The organism is Sodalis sp. RH22 (genome assembly GCF_047324165.1).
GTDB lineage: Bacteria > Pseudomonadota > Gammaproteobacteria > Enterobacterales > Enterobacteriaceae > Acerihabitans.
In genome coordinates this window covers 2,293,868-2,315,791 of sequence record NZ_CP178731.1, presented here as the reverse complement: position 1 = coordinate 2,315,791, position 21,924 = coordinate 2,293,868, and the positions used below count along the sequence as shown (strand labels likewise).

The following is a 21,924-nucleotide window of genomic DNA, read 5'->3' as shown; positions in this document are numbered from 1 at the left end:
TTCCCTCAGCTTTGTGGCAGAGCCCACGTCATAATATCTTCTTCCCCGATACTCTCATTATTGTCAAGAATATGGGCTAATGTCCCTTCGCAAAATATTGCGATACGGTCGCATACGGTAATGATTTCCGGCAGTTCGGATGACACCATCAATATGGTTTTTCCCGTGGCGGCCAATGTGCGCATCACCTTATAAATTTCCGCCTTGGCCCCGACATCAATGCCGCGGGTAGGTTCGTCAAAAATAATAACCTCCGGCTCGCAGCAGAGCCATTTTGATATCAATACCTTTTGTTGGTTGCCGCCGGATAACTCAGTGATATTTTGGTCCACCGAACTGCATTTCAGCGATAGCAGCCGCCGCTGCGTTTCCGCCAGCTGCCTTTCCTTATCCGCATTAAATAATCCCAGAGCACCTTTATAGCCGCCATCCTTAAGGCTTTTGCTGATGGCGATATTCTGCGCAATGGAAAAATTATCAAAAAAGCCGTTTTCACGCCGACTTTCGGTGATATATCCCATGCCCTTCTTCAGGGCGTCCAGCGGCGAAGAGGGCGTGATATCGACGTTATGCAGCATCACCTTGCCGCTGCTTTTCGGTTCCACGCCGAAGATGCAGTTCATGAATTCGGTGCGTCCCGACCCCACCAGTCCGGCAAAACCCATGATTTCGCCCTTTTTTACCTGGAAGGAGACGTGCTTGACCCGGCGTTTATCCCGGCTGGTGATATTCTCCACCGCAAAGATGATATCGGCGTCCCCCGTGTCGCCGCCAACCTTCTCCTTAAGGGAGCGAAAGCGGTTTTGCAGCTCGCGCCCGACCATCAGCCGGACAATATCATCGTTGGTCACCTGTCCCATCTGCCCGGAGGCGACGCTGCTGCCGTCCTTTAGCACCGTATAGCGGTTGCAGATGCGGCGTATTTCGTTAAGCTTATGCGATATATAGACAATCGCCGTGCCGTCCTGGCGCAGCTGGTTCATGATCAGGAACAGATAATCCACTTCGTTATAGGTCAGGGAAGAGGTCGGCTCGTCCATGATGATCACCCTGGCGTCCAGCATCAGGGTCTTGGCGATTTCCAGCATTTGCTTTTGGCTGATGGACAGGTTGCCCACCTTTTCGTCAAGCCGTATTTTCAGCCCCACGCGCAGCAGCATAATAGCCGCTTTGGTACGCATGTCGTGCCAGTCCACCACGTTTACGCCGAACACTTTTTTTACCGGCAGACGGCCGATAAATAAATTCTCCAACACGGTTAATTCATCGATAACGCTTAATTCCTGGTAAATTATACCAATGCCCAATCTGGCAGCGACTTTATGATCGAGCTTCGCGTACTCGACATCATTAATTATTATTTTCCCCGCCGTCGGTTCATAAATACCGGAAAGTATTTTCATCAAGGTTGATTTGCCGGCGCCGTTTTCACCTAATAAAGCATGTATCTCATTAGGGTATATTTCCAGGTCAACTGATTGCAACGCCTGGACGGGACCAAAGAATTTGGCGATCCCCTCCATTTTAATATATGGAGTGCTCATATTACTCTCCGGATTAATGACAAGACGGCGGGAATAGGCGGTCTTGCGGCACCTGGACTATTTGGTGACTAATATAGAATCGACGGTTTCAATTTTCGGCTGGGCATCAAGCGCAATCAGCTTGCCCGCTTTCACCGTATTCACCAGGATGGCCAGGCCGTTGGCGCCGATTTCCGCCGGATTCTGGGCCACGGTGGCGGTCATCATGCCCTGGGCGACCATCTTGCGCGCCTCGGGAATACCGTCGGTGCCGACCACCAGGATCTTGCCGGTCTGTCCCGCGTTGGCCACCGCCTGCGCCACGCCCATCGCCATGGTATCGTTGGCGCAGTAGAAGGCCTTCAGCTGGGGATGACGTTGCAGCACATTGGTCGCCACGTCCAGGGCCTTGATGCGATCCCAATCCGCCGGCTGGCTGGCCACCAGCTTGATATGGCTGTTGGCCTTGAACTCCGCGGTCGCGCCGTTGCGCCGCGCCTCGCCAGAGGCGTTGCCGGCCTTGCCTTCGATAATGGCCACTTCGCCGCCCTGGGCGCCCAAGCTATCGATAATAAATTTGGCGCCTTTCGCGCCGACCGCGACATTATCGGTGGTGATAAAGGCTTCGACGTTGCCCTTGGCCTTGGCCAGGCTGGCTAAATCGATTTTTTCGTCGAGGTTAACCAGGTGAATCCCTTTCTGATAAGCCTTGGCGACGGGAATCACCAGATTCACCGCCGATAAAGGCGCAAAGGCGATGCCTTTATAATTCTTATTGGTTAAATCCTCGAATAATTGTAATTGCGATTGGAAGTCGCCTTCCGACGGTGACGCGAATATATCCACCGTCACGCCGAGATCCTGGGCCTTTTTCTCAATGCCTTGTTTCATCTCTACCCAGAAAGGGTTGGATAATGTTTTAAGAACAACGGCGTAATCGGCTGCCGCGTGGACCACGGTGGACAACATCAGTCCACAGGCGGCGCCACCGGCCAATTTAAGAAATTTATTCATTATTCTATCTCCAAAAGAGAATTATTTATAATCACGCTTCAGGTACTTGGTAATGGAACTCGTTTTTTCCAGGTTTTTATTCGCCAGCTCGATATCCTGCCGCGCTACCGAGACATAAAACGCATCCAGCAGCGTAAGCTGCAAAATACGGGCCGAAGCGTTTCTGCCTAATAACGGCGTTTCCGGCGCCGGTGAACAAATATTAAAATCAGCCAGCTGGGCTATGGGGGAATTGCTGCTATGGGTAATACAAATGATCTTGGCCCCATTATCCTTGGCAATCGACACCACCCGTTTCAGATCGCTGGTGCGGCCCGAATGGGATACCACTAACGCCACATCGCCCGGTTGCAACAGGGAGGCCGACATCATCATCAAATGCGCGTCCAGGTAGGCATTGCAACGCAAGCCGATTTTCAGGAATTTATGCTGCACGTCCGCGCAAATGGAATTAGAGCCGCCGACGCCGTACAGCTCGCGCTGATGGCCGGCAAAAAAGCATTGGGCCGCCTGCTGGATGACGTTGGCGTCGACTATCGCCTGGCCTTCGACAATGGTGCGTACGGTCAGGTTAAACACTTTGTTGACCACATCCTCCGGGCTGTCGGTGGGCGAGAGTTCGGCGGTGATATCATGGTCGGCATGATCGAAGTACTCGACGATGGCGCTGCGCAGCTGGCGAAAGCCGCTGAAACCGAGAATTTTCGACACCTTGACAATCATGGCTTCCGACAGGCCCAGACTCAGGGCCACCTCTTTGATCCCCGAGACGTCGGTGAGGTTGCCGGGAGATAAAAACCACTCCACTATCCGGCTTTCGTTTTCAGTCATGCCTTCTTGTTTAATACGAATATAAGGAGCAATGCCTATGCCGCGCGGCATATCGTTTTGCAGTTCCGCATCATTCATCTGGACTATCTCTGGTGATTAACATTGCCTGTCACTATATCACCATGGCGAAAGTTTAAAATCTGCTGCGAACTTCACGTTTTTTATTAATTTATAAATTAACTTTTTGTGTAAAAATCGAGTCATCGATCCGGGTTAATTTCAGGAAGGTATTTTTGGCTATATTAATTCAATAAAATCATATAATTAAAATGTATCTTTTGTTGTCGCTTACTGCTGACAGCGAAAAATAGCTTTATCATCAGATTCACAGAATAATTTACCCGGTGAAAAAATCGCAATAAAAACGCTGTCGTTTCAATGGATTACGCAAATTAGCCCAAAATAGCGTCCCAGGGCCTCTATTTATTCTTTATTTATTTTTATTTTCTGTGAAGTTTTCTGGAGTTTGCCGGCGGTGAGCACGGCGGTGATTGGCGGATACGACGCTTGTCGACGCGCTTCGGGAAGGAAACGTTACCAGGGAAGGGGACGGGCGGCGTTTAGCCTCATTGAAAAAAAATCGTTGCAGGGTGAGAAAGCGGCGCGATAACAGCCGCTTTGGAGAAACGGACCGCGCCGCGGTTATTCTTTTACGCCGTTGAGCATATCGGCGTGATCGTGCAGCGTTTCGTCTTCGCGGCAGTTGCCGATTTCACAATGCCCATACAGATATAAGCTATGGTTGGTCAGCTTGATATTGTGCCTTTTGGCAATATCACGCTGGCGCGCTTCGATGAACTCGTCGCGAAATTCGATAACCTTGCCGCAGTCCAGACAGATCAGGTGGTCATGATGATACTGTTGCGTCAGTTCAAAAACGGATTTGCCGCCTTCAAAATTGTGGCGGGTTACGATACCGGCGTCGTCAAATTGGTTTAGCACGCGATATACCGTGGCCAGGCCGATTTCCTCACCCATATCGATCAGTTTTTTGTACAGATCTTCCGCACTGACGTGATGGCATTCCGGATCTTGCAACACTTCCAGAATCTTCAGTCTGGGAAGGGTGACTTTCAGGCCGGCCTTCTTCAATGCAATATTATTGTCAGTCATGCGGGTTTAGTCCTGTTACTTTGATAATCTGATTGTAGGCTAACTTAGCCTATAACATCGGTCGGCCCGAAAAATGTGACGCCGTCTCATTATAAGACTGCCTGTCCAAAATGAAAACCGCGCCTTGTTAACAACTATAGCCCGTTTCAGGGGGCGAATTCTGCAACATTTTGCTAAAAAGGGTGGAACCGCTGCGCTATTGTACCGCGTTGTGGATAAAAGTTAAAAACTTGTATCTATTAATTTGAAAGGATTTAGTTATCAGTGAGGTTGGCGGCGCCGTCCCGACGCCATGACGGCAACCGATTCCCTTGCCGGGCGCCGCGGCGGCGGCACCCTCCCGCACGGCTTGACTTTAGCTGAGCTGCAATTCAGCGCTGATTTGCTTCACCCAGCCGTCCACGCGTTCATTGGTCAGCTCGGGCTGGCGGTCTTCGTCAATGGCCAGGCCGATGAAGTGATTGTCGTCCGCCAGTCCTTTCGACGCTTCGAAATGGTAGCCGGCGGTGGGCCAGTGACCGACGATGGTCGCGCCGTTGGGCTCGATAATGTCGCGAATGGTGCCCATGGCGTCACAGAAATATTCGGCGTAATCCTCCTGATCGCCACAGCCGAACAGCGCCACTTTTTTGCCGGAGAAATCTATTTCTTCCAGGGTGGGGAAAAAATCATCCCAGTCACATTGCGCTTCGCCGTAATACCAGGTCGGGATGCCGAGCAGCAGGGTGTCGAACCGCGCCAGGTCTTCTTTACTGCTTTTGGCAATGTCATGAACTTCGGCAACATCCGCACCCAGTTGCTTCTGAATCATTTTGGCAATATTTTCGGTATTGCCGGTGTCACTGCCAAAAAAAATGCCTACAGTTGCCATGAATTTGAAAACCTCTTAAATATTATGGATATGTTCCGTAACAGAATCAGCGATGCTCTGCGGCAATCATAGCAGACCCTAATGCGGGGAGAAACTCGCCGGCCGGGTTTTGTCGCAAATTTGCCCCGTTCGCGGCCTTGGGCCCTGGACGGGATGGCGCTTTACCGGGCCGGCAAGTTTACTCCGGATGCGGATCCGCGCCTTGTTGCCGTTCAAGCTCGGCCAGTAAAATCAATTCGATCAGCTCGCTGCGCGACAGGTTTTGCCGGTAGGCCAGCTCATTTAACGCATCCACCGCCTCGGCGTTGATTTTCAGCTCCACCCGGCGCAGGCCGCGCTTTTTATCCCGGCGCAGCTGGTTACGCTTGTTGATGCGCAACTGCTCATCGCGGGACAGGGGGTTCGTCTTCGGTCTTCCCGGGCGCCGCTCATCGATAAATAAATCCAGGGTGGTGCGGTCCGTTTGTTCTTTTGCCATAGGTCATGAAGGGATTGTGCATCAAGAAGCAGGCGGGCAAACCCCGGCCGGCGGCGTGGCTGGCTACGCCGTCGGACGCGCATCGCCCGTAACGTTATGTTTTATGTACGCCGGGGCTGCCATAAAACACAGCGGGCCATGTTACCCCAGCCCGGTAGCAAACGACAATATTAAACTCGCGGGCGCTAATCCCGGCGGCGGCCCGGTCTATTCTTCCAGGAAACGGGCCAGGGCGCGCATGACCGCCGCGGGTTTTTCCGCATGAACCCAATGACCGGCGCCGGCGACCACATGCGCCCGCGCCCGGGGGAACTGGCGTTGGATCGCCTGGCGGTAACTGTCATCCAGATAAGGCGATTTTTCACCGCGGATAAACAGCGCCGGCCCTAGCCAGGGCGCCGACTCCCGCCAGCCGATAAGCGCCGGATAGTTATCCCACAGCGCCTCGACGTTAAACCGCCACCGGCCCTGGTGAAAGGATTTCAGCAAAAACTGGATGGTTTCCTCATCAAGGGCGTCATGGCGCATGAGCGCCGCCGCCTCCGTGCGCTGTGTGACGCCCGCCGCCTCGACGCGCCTGAGCGCGGCGAAGACGTTGTCATGGTGGCGGGTGGGGTAGGCCACCGGCGCCATATCGATAACCGCCAGCCGCGCAACGCGGCCGGGCGCCTGGGCGGCGAGGGTCATGGCGACCTTGCCGCCCATGGAATGGCCGATGAGGTGACCGGCGTCGATATGCAACGCATCAAGCAATTCGATCACGTCCCGGCTCATGGCGGCATAACCGGCATCGTGGTCATGGGGGGACAAGCCGTGATTGCGCAGATCAATCTGCAGGGTGGCGTGGTGTTCCCCAAGCGGCCTGGCCAGCACGCCCAGGTTATCAAGGCTACCGAACAGCCCGTGCAGCAATATCACCGGCAGTGCTTCACCCGGCTGCCGGGCAGGTTGCAGACGATAGTGTAATTTCATCCTGATCCTCATGGCGATAACAGAGCCTGATAGCCTATCATGAGTTATCCGTCCCGCGGCCGTAAAAAAACCGGCGGCGCCAGGAAGGCCCTCGGGGGAAATTCCGACTTTTTACCGAAGCCGGATACTAGCGCTATTCGCGGGGCAGGTTTAGCTTGTATAATCCTTTTGATTGATTTATGAGAAGAAAGCCCCGGATAAAGATGAAAACAATTGAAGTCGACGAAGACCTTTACCGCTATATCGCCAGCCATACGCAGCATATCGGCGAAAGCGCCTCGGATATTTTACGCCGGATGCTGAAATTTAATGCTCAGGCCAGCGCCGCAGCGCGCAGCGCGCCGCCCCCGGAAACACCCCTCAAGGCGGAGGCCGCGTCGGCGACCCGCGATCGCGTGCGCGCCATGCGTGAGCTCCTCCTTTCCGACAGCTACGCCGAGCAGCGCAAGGCGGTTGATCGTTTTATGCTGGTGCTGTCCACCCTGTATAGCCTGTCGCCCGCCGAATTTACCGAGGCGGCGGATATCCTGCACGGCCGCACCCGTACTTATTTTGCCGCTGATGAGCAGACATTATTGCAAAATGGCAGCCATACTAAACCCAAGCAGGTAGCGCAAACGCCCTACTGGGTTATCACCAACACCAACACCGATCGTAAACGGAGCATGGTGGAACACATTATGCTGGCAATGCAGTTCCCCGTGGAACTGACCGATAAAGTTTGCGGTACCATTTGATCAACAGCAGGCAAGGGAGAAGCACCGATGGCTAATAGCCCCCGCGCCGGGCAGCCCGCCCGGCAAAGCGATTTAATCAATGTCGCGCAGTTAACCTCGCAGTATTATGTGTTGCGTCCGGAGCCGGGCAACACCGCGCATGCGGTAAAATTCGGTACTTCAGGCCATCGCGGCAGCGCGGGGCGCCACAGTTTCAATGAAGCCCATATCCTGGCCATCAGCCAGGCCATTGCCGAAGAGCGCGCCAGGCAGGGCGTTACCGGCCCGTGTTATGTGGGCAAGGACACCCATGCGCTGTCCGAACCGGCGTTTATTTCGGTATTGGAAGTACTCAGCGCCAACGGCGTGGAAATCATCGTCCAGCAGGACAACGGCTTTACCCCGACGCCGGCGGTGTCCAACGCCATCCTGACGCACAATCGCGCCGGCGGCGCCCAGGCCGACGGCATTGTCATCACCCCGTCCCATAATCCGCCGGAAGATGGCGGCATCAAATACAATCCGCCTAACGGCGGACCGGCGGACACGAATCTGACCAAAGTGATCGAAGAGCGCGCCAATGCCCTGCTGGCGGACGATTTGCGCGGCGTTAAGCGCCAGTCGCTGGACGCGGCCTGGAACAGCGGCCATATCCATGCGCAGGATCTGGTGCAGTCCTATGTGGCGGGGCTGGCCGAGGTCGTGGATATGGCGGCCATCAAAAAAGCGGGCCTGAAACTCGGCGTCGATCCGCTGGGCGGGTCCGGCATTGCCTATTGGCAGCGCATCGCCGAGCATTACCAACTCGATTTGACGCTGGTGAACGAGCAAATCGACCAGACCTTCCGCTTTATGTATCTCGACCACGACGGCATTATCCGCATGGACTGTTCGTCCCAATGGGCCATGACCGGCCTGCTGTCGCTGCGTGATAAGTTCGACCTGGCCCTGGCCAACGATCCGGATTACGATCGGCACGGCATCGTTACCCCGGCGGGTCTTATGAACCCCAATCATTTCCTGGCGGTGGCGATCAACTACCTGTTCCAGCACCGTCCGCAGTGGGGCGCCGACGTGGCGGTGGGCAAAACCCTGGTCTCCAGTGAAATGATTGACCGGGTGGTGGCCGATCTGGGCCGCCGTCTGGTGGAAGTGCCCGTCGGGTTTAAATGGTTTGTCGACGGCCTGTTCGACGGCACCCTGGGTTTTGGCGGCGAAGAGAGCGCCGGCGCCTCGTTCCTGCGTTTTGACGGCAAGCCCTGGTCCACGGATAAAGACGGTATCATTATGTGCCTGCTGGCGGCGGAAATTACCGCGGTCACCGGTAAAAATCCCCAGCAGCACTATGATGAACTGGCGCAACGTTTCGGCGCGCCCAGCTATAACCGCATCCAGGCGTCGGCCACCCACGCGCAGAAGGCCGTTTTGGCCAAGCTGTCGCCTGAAATGGTCTCTGCCAGCACCCTGGCCGGCGACCCCATCACCGCGCGCTTGACCGAGGCGCCCGGCAACGGCGCGTCCATCGGCGGCCTGAAGGTGATGACCAAAAACGGCTGGTTCGCCGCGCGGCCGTCCGGCACCGAGGAGGCCTACAAAATTTATTGCGAAAGCTTCCTGGGGCCTAAGCACCGGGAACAAATCGAACGCGAGGCGGTGGAAATCGTCGGCGAAGTACTGGCCGGGGCACAATAAGGCCCGCCCGGCGGTCGGCGCATCTCGCGCCGCCGCCATACCCGCCGTTACGGGGGAGCTTTCATTATCCAAGGCGCTGATTTATCAGCGCCTTTTTTTGCGTTTCAGCGCCGCCAGGCAGCCGGTGATACTGGCGCGCAGATAAAAAAATCCTCATTTAGATATATCTTTTATTGCTTTTTTTTTGTTATACGTTAATTTAGATATATCTAAATAACCGGGAGAGAACCATGCTTTATCATCATCATTATGCCTTGCACGACCGTGGCGGTATGCATGGCGGCAGGGGACACCATGAGCGCCACGGGCACCATGACGGCGAACACAGGACGCAGCGTCTGTTCGGCCATGGCGATCTGCGCATGATCCTGCTGGCGCTGGTGGCCCGCAAACCCAGCTACGGCTATGAGCTGATCAAGGAAATCGAGCTGGCTTCTTCCGGGTTGTACATTCCCAGTCCAGGCGTAATTTACCCGACCCTGAGCCTGCTGGTGGATCAGGACTTCCTGATGTCGGTCACCGCCGAAGGCCAGAGCCGTAAGAACTACCAGATTACCCCGGCGGGCGAGGAAGAGCTGGCCGGGCATCAGGCGGCGATTACCGCCCTGTTCGAGCGGCTCGCCCAGGCAGGCAAACGCGGGGAAGGCAGCCTGATCCCGGGCATAACCGACAGCATGCGGCAATTAAAGGGATTGTTACGCGGCAATATGCTGCGCGCCGACCTGACGCCGGCGCAGGTCGAGCGGATAAACACCGCCTTGCTGGAGGCGGTTAATACTATAGCGCAGGTGCTGGCGGCGCCGGCGGAGGAAAATCATGGCGGGATATAAATACAAAATTACCGTGGCGCCCATCGCCGATAAACACGGCCAGCCGCTGGATATGCCCGCGCTGTCGTTCGAGGTTGAAAACCACGATGAAATCCTGGGCATCGTGACGCGCTTACAGGGGCGGGAGGATCTGGCCTTCGGACCTGAGAAAACCGCGTCTTTCGCCATCGGCCTCAAGCTGTTTTCGGAGGTGATGATGGAATATCGCAAACATCCCTTGTTTGCGCCGCTGCGTGAACCGTTTCGCGATTTTATGCAGTTGTTGAAGAAGGGACCGGGCGCGGCGGGTTAACGCCAGGCTGATACAGCCGCCTAGGGCATAAAACGGTAGCCGATGCCGGTCTCGGTCAGCAGGTGGTTGGGCTGGGCCGGATCCCGCTCCAGCTTTTGCCGCAGATGGCCCATGTAAATGCGCAGGTAATGGCTGTGTTCCACCGCGTTGGGCCCCCAGACCTCTCCCAGCAGATAACGTTGGGTGAGGACCTTGCCCTGATGGGCAATCAGGACGGCCAGCAGGCGGAATTCGATGGGCGTTAAATGCAACAGCTCGCCGTCACGTGTCACCTGGCGGTTGGCCAGATCCACGCTCACCGCCGCAAAATTCACCGTCGCGGGCTTTTCATCGCCGCGCAGCGGACGCCGGAGCGCGACGCGTACGCGCGCCAGCAGTTCCCCGATGCCGAAGGGCTTGGTCAGGTAATCCTCCGCGCCGGCGTCCAGCGCGTCGATTTTATCCTGTTCGTCGCTTCTGGCCGACAGCACCACGACGCTGATTGAACTCCACAAGCGTAAATCGCGGATAAAATCCACGCCGTTGCCGTCCGGCAGCCCCAAATCGAGCATGATGAGATCCGGTTTGCGGCTGGCCGCCTCGAGCAAGCCGCGCTCCATGGTGGCCGCCTCAAATACCCGGTAGCCTTCGCGTTCCAGCGCCTGGCGGACAAAACGGCGGATGGCGTCCTCATCTTCGATTATCAGGATATTGGCAGTCAGGGTGCTCACGTTTCCTCCTGTGGCGTCATAGCGGGCGGGCGCGTCCAGCGGCAGGGTAACATAAAAAAAGCGCCTGCTCGCCTGGGTATTATCCGCGTATATCCCCGCGCGGTGAATCTTTATCTCTATACGATCCCGCGTCGGCCGGGGAACATTGCCGCAACCGCGCAAAGAGTGCGGCGCGGCGCGTAAAATTACGCTAAACAAGACGCTTTATGGGCTAAAAAAGCGCACTCTTCGTGCTACGCCGGCATCGGCGGCCCGCGCTTTAACCTGCGGGACTTTTGTCGCAAACCCGCCGCGGGCCGGAGGATAATCGTCTACGCTTTGCTTAACGATCGATCATATGTGGGAGTCATGCATGGGCAATAAAATCCCCGTCGGCATCAGCGCCTGCCTGATGGGAGAAAAAGTCCGTTTTGACGGCGGACACCGCCGCTTCGCGTTTGCCATGGACGAACTGGCTCCCTACGTGCGTTTTGCGCCCATCTGCCCCGAAATGGCCATCGGTTTGCCCACCCCCCGGCCGGCGCTGCGTTTGGTCAGGGACGAGCAGGGCCGCATCGCCATGCGCACCGGCAAAAACCAAAACGACGACGATCTGACGCAGCCGATGCAGTCGTTTTCCGAGCAGCAGGTGCAAAAGCTGGGCGATCTATGCGGGTACATCGTCTGCGCCAAATCGCCCAGTTGCGGAATGGAACGGGTCAGGGTGTACGATCGCGCCGGCGCGCGCAAAAACGGCGTCGGCCTGTATACCGGGGAACTGATGCGGCAATTGCCGTGGCTGCCGGTGGAGGAAGATGGCCGGCTGCACGACGCGCAGCTGCGCGAGAATTTCGTCGCCAGGGTTTATACGCTGTACGAGTTTAATCAACTGCTGCAACAGCCCTTGACGCGCGGCGGGCTCATGGCGTTCCACAGCCGTTATAAATTGCTGCTGCTGGCTCATTCCCAGCCGCAGTACCGGCAGATAGGGCCGTTTGTCGCAGCCATGGATCGCTTTGCTACGCTTGAAAGTTTTGCCCTGGAATACCGTAACCGACTGATGGCGCTGCTGTCGAACAACGCTACACGGCCGAACCATACCAATGTCCTGATGCATGCGCAGGGCTACTTCCATCGTTACCTGACGCAAAAACAGCGCCAGGAGCTGACGTCGCTCATCGACAGCTACCGGCAGGGCATGCAGCCCCTGCTGGCGCCGATTACGCTGCTTAAGCATTATATGGCCGAATATCCTGACGCCTGGCTGGCGCAGCAACGCTATTTTGAACCCTATCCGGAAGCCCTGCGGCTACGTTACGGGCATTGACCGCCCTTCACCGTTATCAAGGAAGAGCCCATGAAAACACATCTTGTCTGGCTGCGCGCGGATTTACGCATCCACGATAACCCGGCGCTCTATGCCGCCTGCCGTGATCCTGACGCCAGGGTGCTGGCGGTTTATATCGCCACGCCGGAGCAATGGCGCCTGCACGGCATGGCGCCGCGCCAGGCGGCTTTCCTGCTGGATAATCTGGCGGCGCTGCGCCATGGCTTGACGGCGCGCGGCATTGCTTTGCATTACCATCAATGTCCCGATTTTAATGCCTCGGTGGCATGGCTCACGGATTTCTGCCGACGGCAACAGGCTGACGCGCTGTTTTACAACTACCAGTACGAATTTAACGAGCAGCGGCGCGATCGGGCGCTGGAGCAGGCCCTGGACGGCCGGGTGATATGCCAGGGGTTTGATGACGGCACGCTGCTGCCGCCCGGCAGCGTGCGCACCGGCGACAGCGGCATGTATAAAGTGTTTACCCCGTTTCGCAACGCCTTTCTGCGCAAGCTGGCCGAGGCCGATCCGCAATGCCTGCCCGCGCCGTCGCGCCGGATAAACGCGGCGCCTGAGCCGGCGGACGGCCTGGCCCCGTTTGATTATCCCCGGCAGGCGCCGGGGGAGGCGTATCCCGCGGGCGAGGACGTCGCGCTGTCGCGGCTGCGTACCTTTTGCCATCAGCAAATGCAGGACTACCGCAAGATGCGCGATATTCCCTCCCAGGACGCCACCAGCAGGCTGTCCGCCTATCTGGCGCTGGGCGTACTCTCCCCGCGCCAGTGCTATAATCGCCTGCGCAGCGCTTATCCCCAGGTGCTGGAACATGCCGACAGCGGCGCGTTTACCTGGCTCAATGAGCTGATCTGGCGTGATTTTTATCGTCACCTGATCGTGGCATATCCCGCCCTATGCAAGCACCAGCCGTTTATCGGCTGGACCCGCCATGTGGCGTGGCACCGGGATGACGTCCTGCTTGCCGCCTGGCAGCAGGGCAATACCGGCTACCCCATCGTCGATGCCGCCATGCGCCAGATGAACCAAACCGGATGGATGCATAACCGGCTGCGCATGATTACCGCCAGCTTCCTGGTAAAAGATCTGCTTATCGACTGGCGCGAAGGCGAGCGGTATTTTATCTCCCGGCTGATTGACGGTGACCTTGCCGCCAATAACGGCGGCTGGCAATGGGCCGCCTCCACCGGCACCGACGCCGCGCCGTATTTTCGTATATTCAATCCCACCACCCAGGGACGCCGCTTCGATGAACAGGGCGTGTTTATCCGCCGCTGGCTGCCGGAGCTGGCGGCGGTGCCGGACAGCTATGTGCATGAACCTCACCGTTGGCCCGGGGCCGGCCACGCCGGACTGGATTATCCCCGGCCGATAGTTGATCATGGCAGCGCACGCCAAACCACCCTGGCGGCGTATCAAGCCGCCAAAAACCTGGGGCTGAGCTCCGGGACGGGGTAAACGTCGGGGTTCTTGCGACAGAAGGTATTCTCAGTATGCGTAACAATGAATTGGAACAACTTATCCATCGGCATCTCAACAGCGTTTCCTTTCAGGACTATGCGCCCAACGGCCTGCAGGTAGAGGGACGCGCCGAGGTGCAACGTATCGTCACCGGCGTTACCGCCTGCCAGGCGCTGCTGGACGCGGCGGTGGAACATCATGCCGATGCGATCCTGGTGCATCACGGTTATTTCTGGAAGAACGAGCCACCGGTCGTTACCGGCATGAAACGCCGGCGCCTGAAAACCCTGCTGGCGCACGATATCAATCTGTTTGCCTGGCATCTGCCCCTGGACGCCCATCCTGAGCTGGGCAACAACGCCCAACTGGCCGCCTTGCTGGATATCAGCGTCAAGGGACAGCTGGAGCCGCTGGTGCCGTGGGGTGAGTTGAATCCCGCCGTCAGCGCGCAGGAGCTCCTTCGCCGGTTGGAAATGCGCCTTGAGCGCGAGGTATTGCACTGCGGCGATAACGCGCCGGCGCTGATCGCGCGCCTGGCCTGGTGTACCGGCGGCGGGCAGGGGTTTATCGAACAGGCGGCGCGCGCGGGGATGGATGCGTTTATAACCGGCGAAGTGTCGGAGCAAACCATCCATACCGCCCGGGAAATGGGCCTGCATTTTTTTGCCGCCGGCCATCACGCCACCGAACGGGGCGGCATCAAGGCGCTGGGCGACTGGCTGGCGCGAACGCATGGTTTTGACGTGACGTTTATCGATATTCCCAATCCGGCTTGACCGGCGGCTATTACATTTTGCCCGGAAACGCTTTACAGTACCTGCAAATAAACCATTGGTTAACCGGCTTATAATTTTCTTAAAAAGTACATAGCGAAACCGTAGCCGGCGCCGAAACAGGTCTTCAGGAGGTCTGGTTGCAACGGGCTAGATGTTATTTATTAGGTGAGCGCGCCGTGGTGCTTGAGCTGGAACCCCCGGTTACCCTGGCGAGCCAGCGGCGGATCTGGGGGCTGGCCGCACGTCTGGCGCACCACGACGAGGTGCGCGAGGCCATTCCCGGCATGAATAATCTCACCGTGCTGCTGACCCATCCCCAGCAGTCGGCGCTGGATGCCATCGAGCGTTTGCAAATGTGGTGGGAAGAGAGCGATGCCATCACCCCCGAGGCGCGCGAGGTGGAGATTCCGGTGGTTTACGGTGGCGAAAGCGGCCCGGATTTAGCCTGGGTGGCGGAGCAAACCGGCCTGTCGCCGCGGCAGGTGGTGGCGCGCCATGCGGGCGCGGCGTATATCGTCTATTTTCTGGGTTTCCAGCCGGGATTTCCCTATCTGGGCGAATTGCCGGAGATCCTGGCCGTCCCTCGCCGCGCCGAGCCGCGCCTGTCCGTACCGGCGGGGTCGGTCGGCATCGGTGGTAAACAGACCGGGGTTTATCCGCTGGCCACGCCCGGCGGCTGGCAAATTATCGGCCGCACGCCGCTTAAGCTGTTTGACCCGCTGAACACATCGCCGACGCTGCTGCTGCCCGGTGATAATGTGCGCTTCGTGCCGCAAAAGGAGGGCGTATGTTGAAGGTTATACACGCCGGCATGATGACCGCCGTCCAGGACGGGGGGCGCACCGGCTACCGTAACCTTGGCATCAGCCAGGGCGGGGTGCTTGATCTGCCGGCCATGCAAATGGCCAATCTGCTGGTGGGCAATGACGCGCAGGCCGCCGTGCTGGAAATTACCCTTGGCCAATTCAGCGCCGATATTACCGCCGCGGGCTGGGTGGCCCTGACCGGCGCGGATTGCCATGCGCAATTGGATGGCCAACCGGTCTGGACCGGCTGGCGCTTCAAGGTCCAACCTGGCCAGACATTGAAGCTGGGAACGCCGAAACACGGCATGCGCAGCTATCTGGCGGTGTCCGGCGGCTTCGACGTGCCGGTGGTGCTTAACTCACGCAGCACCGATCTGAAAGCGGGATTTGGCGGCCACCAGGGCCGGATGATTGGCGACGGCGATGTACTGCGCGCCGGCCAGCCGCGATATCAGCCGACCCGGCAAATGGGTATCAGGCAACTGCTGTTCGGCAACCGGGTGCGCGCGTTGCCCGGCCCTGAATACCGTGAATTCAGCGCTGATTCCCAGGATGCCTTCTGGCGTTCCAGCTGGCAGCTCAGCCCCCAAAGCAATCGCATGGGGTATCGCCTGCAGGGCCCGACGCTTATCCGCAATACCGATCGCGAGCTGTTTTCGCATGGTTTGCTGCCGGGAGTAGTGCAGGTACCGCACGGCGGCCAGCCTATCGTGCTGATGGCTGACGCCCAGACGACCGGCGGCTACCCCCGTATTGCCTGCGTTATTGCCGCCGATCTGTTCCATCTGGCGCAGATCCGCCTGGGCGAGCCGATCCATTTTATCCAGTGTACGCTGGAAGAGGCCCAGGGGGCCTGGCTCGATCAGCAGCGTTACCTGGAGCAGATCGCCTGGCAGCTTGAACTTACCCGGCAGCAGGAGGTACCGTCTACGCCGCCGGCCGGAACACGCGCAAAGGTGAACTAATGGATCTCAACGCCGATTTGGGTGAAGGCGGCGCGCACGATGAAGCGTTGCTGCAGCTGATAAGCTCGGCCAATATTGCCTGTGGATTTCATGCCGGCGATGCGGACACCATGCGCCAGTCGGTAACCTGGGCGCTGCGCTATGGCGTCGCCATCGGCGCCCACCCAAGCTTTGCGGATCGCGAAAACTTCGGCCGCAGCGCGATGGCGCTGCCGGCGGAAACCGTTTATGCCCAGGTGGTGTATCAACTGGGCGCGCTTGCGGCTATCACCCGTGCGCAGGGAGGGCGTATGGTCCATGTCAAACCGCATGGCATGCTCTATAACCAGGCCGCGCGCGATCCGGCCCTGGCGCAGGCCATCGCCCGCGCGGTCAAAGACGTCGACCCGTCCCTGCGCCTGGTGGGCCTGGCGGGGAGCGAACTGATCAAGGCCGGCGAGCGCCTGGGGCTTACCGTCAGGCACGAGGTCTTCGCCGATCGCCATTACCGCCGGGATGGCAGCCTGGTGCCCCGCGGCGAGCCGGACGCGCTGATTACCGACGCGGACCAGGCCCTGGCGCGTACGCTGGAGATGGTACGCCAGAACCGGGTCCGCACGCCTGCGGGCGAGTGGATCAGGCTGCGGGCGGATACCGTCTGCCTGCATGGCGACGGCCCCCACGCGCTGGCGTTTGCCCGGCGCATACACGCCTGTTTTCTCGACCAGGGCATCCCCATCGCCGCGTCATGACCGCGCGCTTGCCCCGCTGACCAGGCATGGCCGCCGGATCAGCGGCGTCGCGTTATTACCCTCTTGTCTTCTATAGGTATTCCCTATCTCCCGCGCCGCTGATTTATTGGTAATCTGACGCCCATGGGCCCGTTGTGCCACTCATTCTTTTTATTCGTCTTCGAGGATCTCATCATGCAACAGGCGGTAAACCTTTGGCCTTTATTGGGCATCCTGGCGATTATCATAGGATTTTTGCTGCGCGTGAACGCTGTGCTGGTGGTCATTATCGCCGGCGTCATCACCGGCCTTGCGGCGCATATGCCCATCACCCTCATCCTGGAAAAACTCGGTTCGGGATTTTTAGCCACCCGTAACCTGGCGTTTATTTTATTGATCCCCCTGGCGGTAATCGGTTTGCTGGAGCGCCATGGCTTAAAGGAGCATGCGCAGCACTGGATCGCCAAAATCAAGCGCGCCACCGCCGGGCGGCTGCTGATCGTGTATTTACTGGCGCGCGAACTGACGGCGGCCATGGGCCTGACCAGCCTGGGCGGTCATCCGCAAATGGTGCGCCCGCTGCTGGCGCCGATGGCCGAAGGCGCCTGCGAAAACCGCTATGGCGATTTGCCGCAGGACGTACGCTACCGCCTGCGCGCCATGGCGGCCGCCACCGATAACGTCGGGTTATTTTTTGGCGAGGATATTTTTGTCGCCTTCGGCGCCATTATTTTCATGCACAATTTTATGCTGGAATCGGCCGGCATCCAGACCGAACCCTTGTATATCGCCCTGTATGGCATTCCCACCGCCATCTTCGCCTTCCTGATCCACGCGTTTCGCCTCAGGCGCATGGACCAGCGCCTGGCGGCACAGCTCACGGCGCTCAACCAGGCCGCATTACAGTCGGCGGGGAGCGAAAAATGACGTTTCAACAAAACTATCTCTATTGGCTGGCGGGCGTAGTGCTGCTGATTGTCGCGGTGATGTCGCTGCGCGACAAAGCCAACCCCCGGCGCTGGCTGACGGGCGTTTTCTGGGGGCTTTACGGGCTAGTGTTCCTGGTTGGCGACTGGAGCTATGCGCTGACGGCGCGGTTTCTTGGGCCGGGAGCCGATGCGCAGCGCGCGCTGCATATCGGCGTCGGCGTGCTGGTGATCCTGATGGCGCTGATTGCCGGTTTCGGCGGGGTACGGCTGGGCGGCTATCATCGGCGCAGCGCGCAAGAGCGTGAAGAAAGCGCCCGCCGCCTGGGCAATCGCCTGTTTATTCCGGCGCTGGCCATCCCGGTGGTGACGGTGGCTGGCGTACTGTTGTTCAATAACCTTCCCGCGCTACAGCACGGGCTGTTCGGCACCGGCAATAACGCCACCCTGGTGACGCTGTTTTCCATGACCTGCGGCTGTATCATCGGCCTGCTTCTTGCCCTGAGGTATACCCACGACCGGCCGCTCCAGTCGGTACAGGAGGCCAGGCGTCTGCTTGATTCCATCGGCTGGGCCTTTATCCTGCCGCAGATCCTCGCCACCCTCGGGCTGCTGTTCACCAGCGCCGGCGTCGGCAGCGCGATTGCGCACCTCACCGAAACCTATCTGGCGGTAAATAACCGTTTTATCGCGGTGGCGGTATTTGCGGTGGGCATGGCGGCGCTGACCATGATCATGGGCAATGCCTTCGCGGCGTTTCCCATCGTGGCCGCCGGCATCGGTATCCCGATCCTGGTGCTTGAGCACGGCGGCAACCCGGCGGTGATGGCGGCGGTCGGCATGTTTTCCGGCTACTGCGGGTCGCTGATGACGCCTATGGCGGCCAATTTCAACCTGGTGCCGGCGGCGCTGCTGGAATTACCCGACCGCTATGCGGTGATCAGAGCGCAAATACCCACCGGCTTAACCCTACTGGCGGTCAATATTTTCCTGCTCTATTTTATGATGTAACGGGCTAAGCGCCGGCCCTGAAAAAATGACAAGATAAACAGCGATAAAAAAATACTCTGTTGAAAAATAGCGGTGCTGATAGTCGTCGACAATACGAGGGAGTGGAGTATGAAAACCGTCCTGCTGACCGGTTTTGAGCCTTTTGGGGGCGAACAGATCAATCCCTCGTGGGAAGTGGTAAAACAATTCCATCAACGTCGCCTTGGCGACGCCACCGTCATCGCCTGTCAACTGCCCTGTGTCTATGGCCGCTCGGTGCAAATGCTTAACGACCTGATTGATCGCCACCGGCCCGCGCTTATCCTGGCGGTGGGGCAGGCGGGCGGCAGGGCGCGCCTGTCGGTGGAGCGTGTGGCGATTAATATCGATGATGCGCGCATTGCCGATAACCTCGGACAGCAGCCCATCGACGAGCCGATCATTAACGGCGGACCGGCGGCCTATTTCGCCACCGTACCCATCAAAGCCATGGTCCAGGCCATGCGTGATGCGGGCGTCCCGGCCGAGGTATCGCAAAGCGCCGGCACCTATGTTTGCAACCATGTGATGTACGGCCTGCTGCATCGCCTGGCCCAACTGGACTATGGCGCCAGGGGAGGATTTATCCATACGCCCTACCTGCCGCAGCAGGCGGCGGCGCTGGCCGATGCGCCCAGCATGGCGGCGGATATCATAACGATGGGATTGGACATTGCCATCCGCACCGCGCTGCAAACCGACCATGATGTAAAGATTAGCGGCGGCGCGCTCAGCTAAACCATAAAAAAACGCCGCGTAAGCGGCGTCTGACATGCCAGGTCCGCTAACGCTGGACTCAATGCAGACGTGTTCAAGGGAGACCGTGCCAATGGGGTCGAATCGGGCGTGGTGTTCCCGCCAAACCGAACGCCCCATGGCGCGGTATGCCCGCCAACACCGAGCTCAAAGCAGACGTGTTCAAGGGAGAGCGTGCCAATGGGGTCGAATCGGGCGTGGTTTTCCCGCCCGACCGAGCGCCCCATGGCGCGGTAGGCCCGCCAACACCGGGCTCAAAGCAGACGTGTTCAAGGGAGACCGTGCCAATGGGGTCGAATCGGGCGTGGTTTTCCCGCCCGACCGATCGCCCCATGGCGCGGTAGGCCCGCCAACACCGGGCTCAAAGCAGACGTGTTCAAGGGAGACCGTGCCAATGGGGTCGAATCGGGCGTGGTGCTTCCGCCAAACCGAGCGCCCCATGGCATGGTAGGCCCGCCAACACCGGGCTCAAAGCAGACGTGTTCAAGGGAGAGCGTGCCAGTGGGGCCGAATCGGGCGTGGTGTTCCCGCACGACCGAGCGCCCCATGGCGCGGTAGGCCCGCCAACACCGGGCTTAAAGCAGACGTGTTCAGGGGAGACCGTGCCAGTGGGACCGAACCGGGCGTGGTGTTCCCGCCAAACCGAGCCCCATGGCGCGGTAGGCCCGCCAACACCGGGCTTAAAGCAGACGTGTTCAGGGGAGACCGTGCCAGTGGGACCGAACCGGGCGTAGTGTTCCCGCCCGATCCAGCGCCCATGGCTCGCCAGACTTATTTGATCTGCGATGTAAATTCGCGTTTATCATACCCGGTATACAGCTGACGCGGACGCGCAATCTTAACGCCGTCGTCATGCATTTCCTTCCAATGGGCAATCCAGCCCACGGTACGCGCCATGGCGAAAATCACGGTAAACATGGTCGACGGAATGCCCATAGCCTTCAGGATAATACCCGAATAGAAGTCCACGTTCGGATACAGCTTCTTCTCGATAAAGTACGGATCATGCAGGGCAATATGCTCCAGCTCCATGGCCACCGCCAGCAAATCGTCAGACAGCTTCAGTTCCTTAAGCACTTCATGACAGGTCTCGCGCATCACGGTGGCGCGCGGATCGTAGTTCTTGTAAACCCGGTGACCGAAGCCCATCAGACGGAAAGAGTCGTTTTTATCCTTGGCGCGTTCAATAAACGCCGGAATATGCTCGACGCTTGAAATCTCTTCCAGCATCCGCAGCGTCGCCTCGTTGGCGCCGCCATGAGCCGGGCCCCATAACGACGCGATACCCGCGGCGATACAGGCGAACGGATTGGCGCCCGACGAACCGGCGGTACGCACGGTGGAGGTGGAGGCGTTTTGCTCGTGATCCGCGTGCAGGATCAAAATACGGTCCATCGCGCGTTCCAGGACGGGATTAACCACATACTCCTCGCACGGCGTGGAGAACATCATATGCAGGAAATTACCGGCATAGGAAAGATCATTGCGCGGATACACAAACGGCTGGCCGATGGAATATTTGTAACACATCGCGGCAACCGTGGGCATCTTGGACAATAAACGGAACGCCGCTATTTCGCGGTGGCGCTCGACATTAACGTCCAGCGAATCATGATAAAAAGCCGCCAGCGCGCCGGTCACGCCGCATAATACCGCCATCGGATGCGAGTCGCGGCGAAAGCCGTTGAACAGACGGGTAATCTGCTCATGCACCATGGTGTGGCGGGTGACGATATCGCGGAATTCGTCATACTGCTCCCGGGTCGGCGCTTCGCCGTTCAGCAGGATGTAGCAGACTTCAAGAAAATTGGAGTGTAGTGCCAGTTGATCAATAGGATAGCCACGATGCAATAAAACGCCTTCGTCACCGTCAATATAGGTAATTTTAGATTCACAGGATGCGGTGGAGGTAAAGCCGGGATCAAAGGTAAAATAACCTTTGCCGCCCAGGCTGCGGATATCGATTTCTTTGGCACCCAGGGTTCCGGTCAATACGTCCAGTTCGATTGGCGCTTCACCGGGTAGGTTCAGCGTCGCTTTATTGTCTGCCATTACAATCTCCTTAGCGCTTTTATGATAAATCTCCCACCGTGGAATACCGGCATGCCCGCGGGGCCTTGCGCTTTTAT

The 21,924-nt window shown here is 58.2% G+C and carries 22 protein-coding genes; 13 read left to right on the top strand and 9 right to left on the bottom strand.

All coding sequences use genetic code 11. From position 1 onward, the window contains the following. Positions 1–5 precede the first annotated feature (5 nt). From alsA to ACL2XN_RS10485, 7 genes are all read right to left on the bottom strand, one after another. Entirely contained in the window at positions 6–1,544 is a 1,539-nt protein-coding gene (gene alsA, locus ACL2XN_RS10515) for a D-allose ABC transporter ATP-binding protein AlsA (protein WP_413727055.1), read from the bottom strand. Between the two features lie 57 nt (positions 1,545–1,601). Continuing rightward, positions 1,602–2,537: a D-allose transporter substrate-binding protein gene (alsB, locus tag ACL2XN_RS10510; RefSeq protein WP_410016069.1), complete on the bottom strand. Its 936-nt coding sequence runs from the start codon at positions 2,535–2,537 to the stop codon at positions 1,602–1,604. Positions 2,538–2,558: 21 nt separating this feature from the next. Then, entirely contained in the window at positions 2,559–3,446 is an 888-nt protein-coding gene (alsR, locus tag ACL2XN_RS10505) for a transcriptional repressor AlsR (RefSeq protein ID WP_410016068.1), read from the bottom strand. Between the two features lie 564 nt (positions 3,447–4,010). Then, the gene (gene fur, locus ACL2XN_RS10500; RefSeq protein ID WP_410016067.1) at positions 4,011–4,481 is read right to left on the bottom strand and encodes a ferric iron uptake transcriptional regulator; all 471 of its coding nucleotides are present in this window, start codon (positions 4,479–4,481) and stop codon (positions 4,011–4,013) included. A gap of 355 nt (positions 4,482–4,836) precedes the next feature. Beyond that, on the bottom strand, positions 4,837–5,352 hold the full coding sequence (gene fldA / locus ACL2XN_RS10495; RefSeq protein ID WP_410016066.1) for a flavodoxin FldA: 516 nt from the start codon (positions 5,350–5,352) through the stop codon (positions 4,837–4,839). 178 nt (positions 5,353–5,530) lie between these two features. Beyond that, positions 5,531–5,830, bottom strand: coding sequence for a LexA regulated protein (gene ybfE, locus ACL2XN_RS10490; RefSeq protein ID WP_410016065.1), 300 nt, complete (start codon positions 5,828–5,830; stop codon positions 5,531–5,533). Positions 5,831–6,037: 207 nt separating this feature from the next. Further along, the gene (locus ACL2XN_RS10485) at positions 6,038–6,802 is read right to left on the bottom strand and encodes an alpha/beta fold hydrolase (protein ID WP_413730757.1); all 765 of its coding nucleotides are present in this window, start codon (positions 6,800–6,802) and stop codon (positions 6,038–6,040) included. Between the two features lie 203 nt (positions 6,803–7,005). Between ACL2XN_RS10485 and seqA the strand changes: the two genes are divergently transcribed. From seqA to ACL2XN_RS10465, 4 genes are all read left to right on the top strand, one after another. Then, entirely contained in the window at positions 7,006–7,539 is a 534-nt protein-coding gene (gene seqA, locus ACL2XN_RS10480) for a replication initiation negative regulator SeqA (RefSeq protein WP_413727053.1), read from the top strand. Positions 7,540–7,566: 27 nt separating this feature from the next. After that, positions 7,567–9,210: a phosphoglucomutase (alpha-D-glucose-1,6-bisphosphate-dependent) gene (gene pgm, locus ACL2XN_RS10475; RefSeq protein WP_410016062.1), complete on the top strand. Its 1,644-nt coding sequence runs from the start codon at positions 7,567–7,569 to the stop codon at positions 9,208–9,210. Between the two features lie 230 nt (positions 9,211–9,440). Further along, positions 9,441–10,040 (top strand): PadR family transcriptional regulator, encoded by a 600-nt coding sequence (locus ACL2XN_RS10470; RefSeq protein WP_410016061.1) that lies wholly within the window; start codon positions 9,441–9,443, stop codon positions 10,038–10,040. After that, positions 10,027–10,332 (top strand): DUF3861 domain-containing protein, encoded by a 306-nt coding sequence (locus ACL2XN_RS10465; RefSeq protein WP_413730756.1) that lies wholly within the window; start codon positions 10,027–10,029, stop codon positions 10,330–10,332. Before ACL2XN_RS10470 ends, ACL2XN_RS10465 begins: the two co-directional genes overlap by 14 nt. Before the next feature lie 20 nt (positions 10,333–10,352). On the opposite strand, the gene kdpE is transcribed toward ACL2XN_RS10465, so the two are convergent. After that, positions 10,353–11,033, bottom strand: a complete 681-nt coding sequence (gene kdpE, locus ACL2XN_RS10460) for a two-component system response regulator KdpE (protein WP_410016599.1) — start codon at positions 11,031–11,033, stop codon at positions 10,353–10,355. 361 nt (positions 11,034–11,394) lie between these two features. Between kdpE and ACL2XN_RS10455 the strand changes: the two genes are divergently transcribed. From ACL2XN_RS10455 to pcp, 9 genes are all read left to right on the top strand, one after another. Then, positions 11,395–12,348, top strand: coding sequence for a YbgA family protein (locus ACL2XN_RS10455; RefSeq protein WP_413722305.1), 954 nt, complete (start codon positions 11,395–11,397; stop codon positions 12,346–12,348). A gap of 30 nt (positions 12,349–12,378) precedes the next feature. Beyond that, a complete protein-coding gene (gene phrB / locus ACL2XN_RS10450; RefSeq protein ID WP_413730755.1) occupies positions 12,379–13,824 on the top strand; it encodes a deoxyribodipyrimidine photo-lyase in 1,446 nt (481 codons plus the stop codon). 35 nt (positions 13,825–13,859) lie between these two features. Beyond that, a complete protein-coding gene (locus ACL2XN_RS10445; RefSeq protein ID WP_410016057.1) occupies positions 13,860–14,603 on the top strand; it encodes a type 2 GTP cyclohydrolase I in 744 nt (247 codons plus the stop codon). Between the two features lie 137 nt (positions 14,604–14,740). Next, a complete protein-coding gene (gene pxpB / locus ACL2XN_RS10440; protein WP_413730754.1) occupies positions 14,741–15,397 on the top strand; it encodes a 5-oxoprolinase subunit PxpB in 657 nt (218 codons plus the stop codon). Further along, positions 15,391–16,374 carry a 5-oxoprolinase subunit PxpC gene (gene pxpC, locus ACL2XN_RS10435; RefSeq protein ID WP_413730753.1) on the top strand — a complete coding sequence of 328 codons (984 nt, stop codon included), beginning with the start codon at positions 15,391–15,393 and terminating at the stop codon, positions 16,372–16,374. The genes pxpB and pxpC overlap by 7 nt, the downstream gene beginning before the upstream one ends. Beyond that, on the top strand, positions 16,374–17,105 hold the full coding sequence (gene pxpA / locus ACL2XN_RS10430; RefSeq protein WP_413722308.1) for a 5-oxoprolinase subunit PxpA: 732 nt from the start codon (positions 16,374–16,376) through the stop codon (positions 17,103–17,105). The genes pxpC and pxpA overlap by 1 nt, the downstream gene beginning before the upstream one ends. Positions 17,106–17,279: 174 nt before the next feature. Continuing rightward, the gene (locus ACL2XN_RS10425) at positions 17,280–18,011 is read left to right on the top strand and encodes a DUF969 domain-containing protein (protein ID WP_413730752.1); all 732 of its coding nucleotides are present in this window, start codon (positions 17,280–17,282) and stop codon (positions 18,009–18,011) included. Then, complete coding sequence (locus tag ACL2XN_RS10420) at positions 18,008–19,021, top strand: DUF979 domain-containing protein (protein ID WP_413730751.1); 1,014 nt, start codon at positions 18,008–18,010, stop codon at positions 19,019–19,021. Before ACL2XN_RS10425 ends, ACL2XN_RS10420 begins: the two co-directional genes overlap by 4 nt. A 108-nt stretch (positions 19,022–19,129) precedes the next feature. After that, complete coding sequence (gene pcp, locus ACL2XN_RS10415; protein WP_413722311.1) at positions 19,130–19,777, top strand: pyroglutamyl-peptidase I; 648 nt, start codon at positions 19,130–19,132, stop codon at positions 19,775–19,777. 789 nt (positions 19,778–20,566) lie between these two features. Here pcp and ACL2XN_RS10410 read toward each other — a convergent pair. Further along, entirely contained in the window at positions 20,567–21,847 is a 1,281-nt protein-coding gene (locus ACL2XN_RS10410; RefSeq protein ID WP_413730750.1) for a citrate synthase, read from the bottom strand. Between the last annotated feature and the right edge of the window lie 77 nt (positions 21,848–21,924).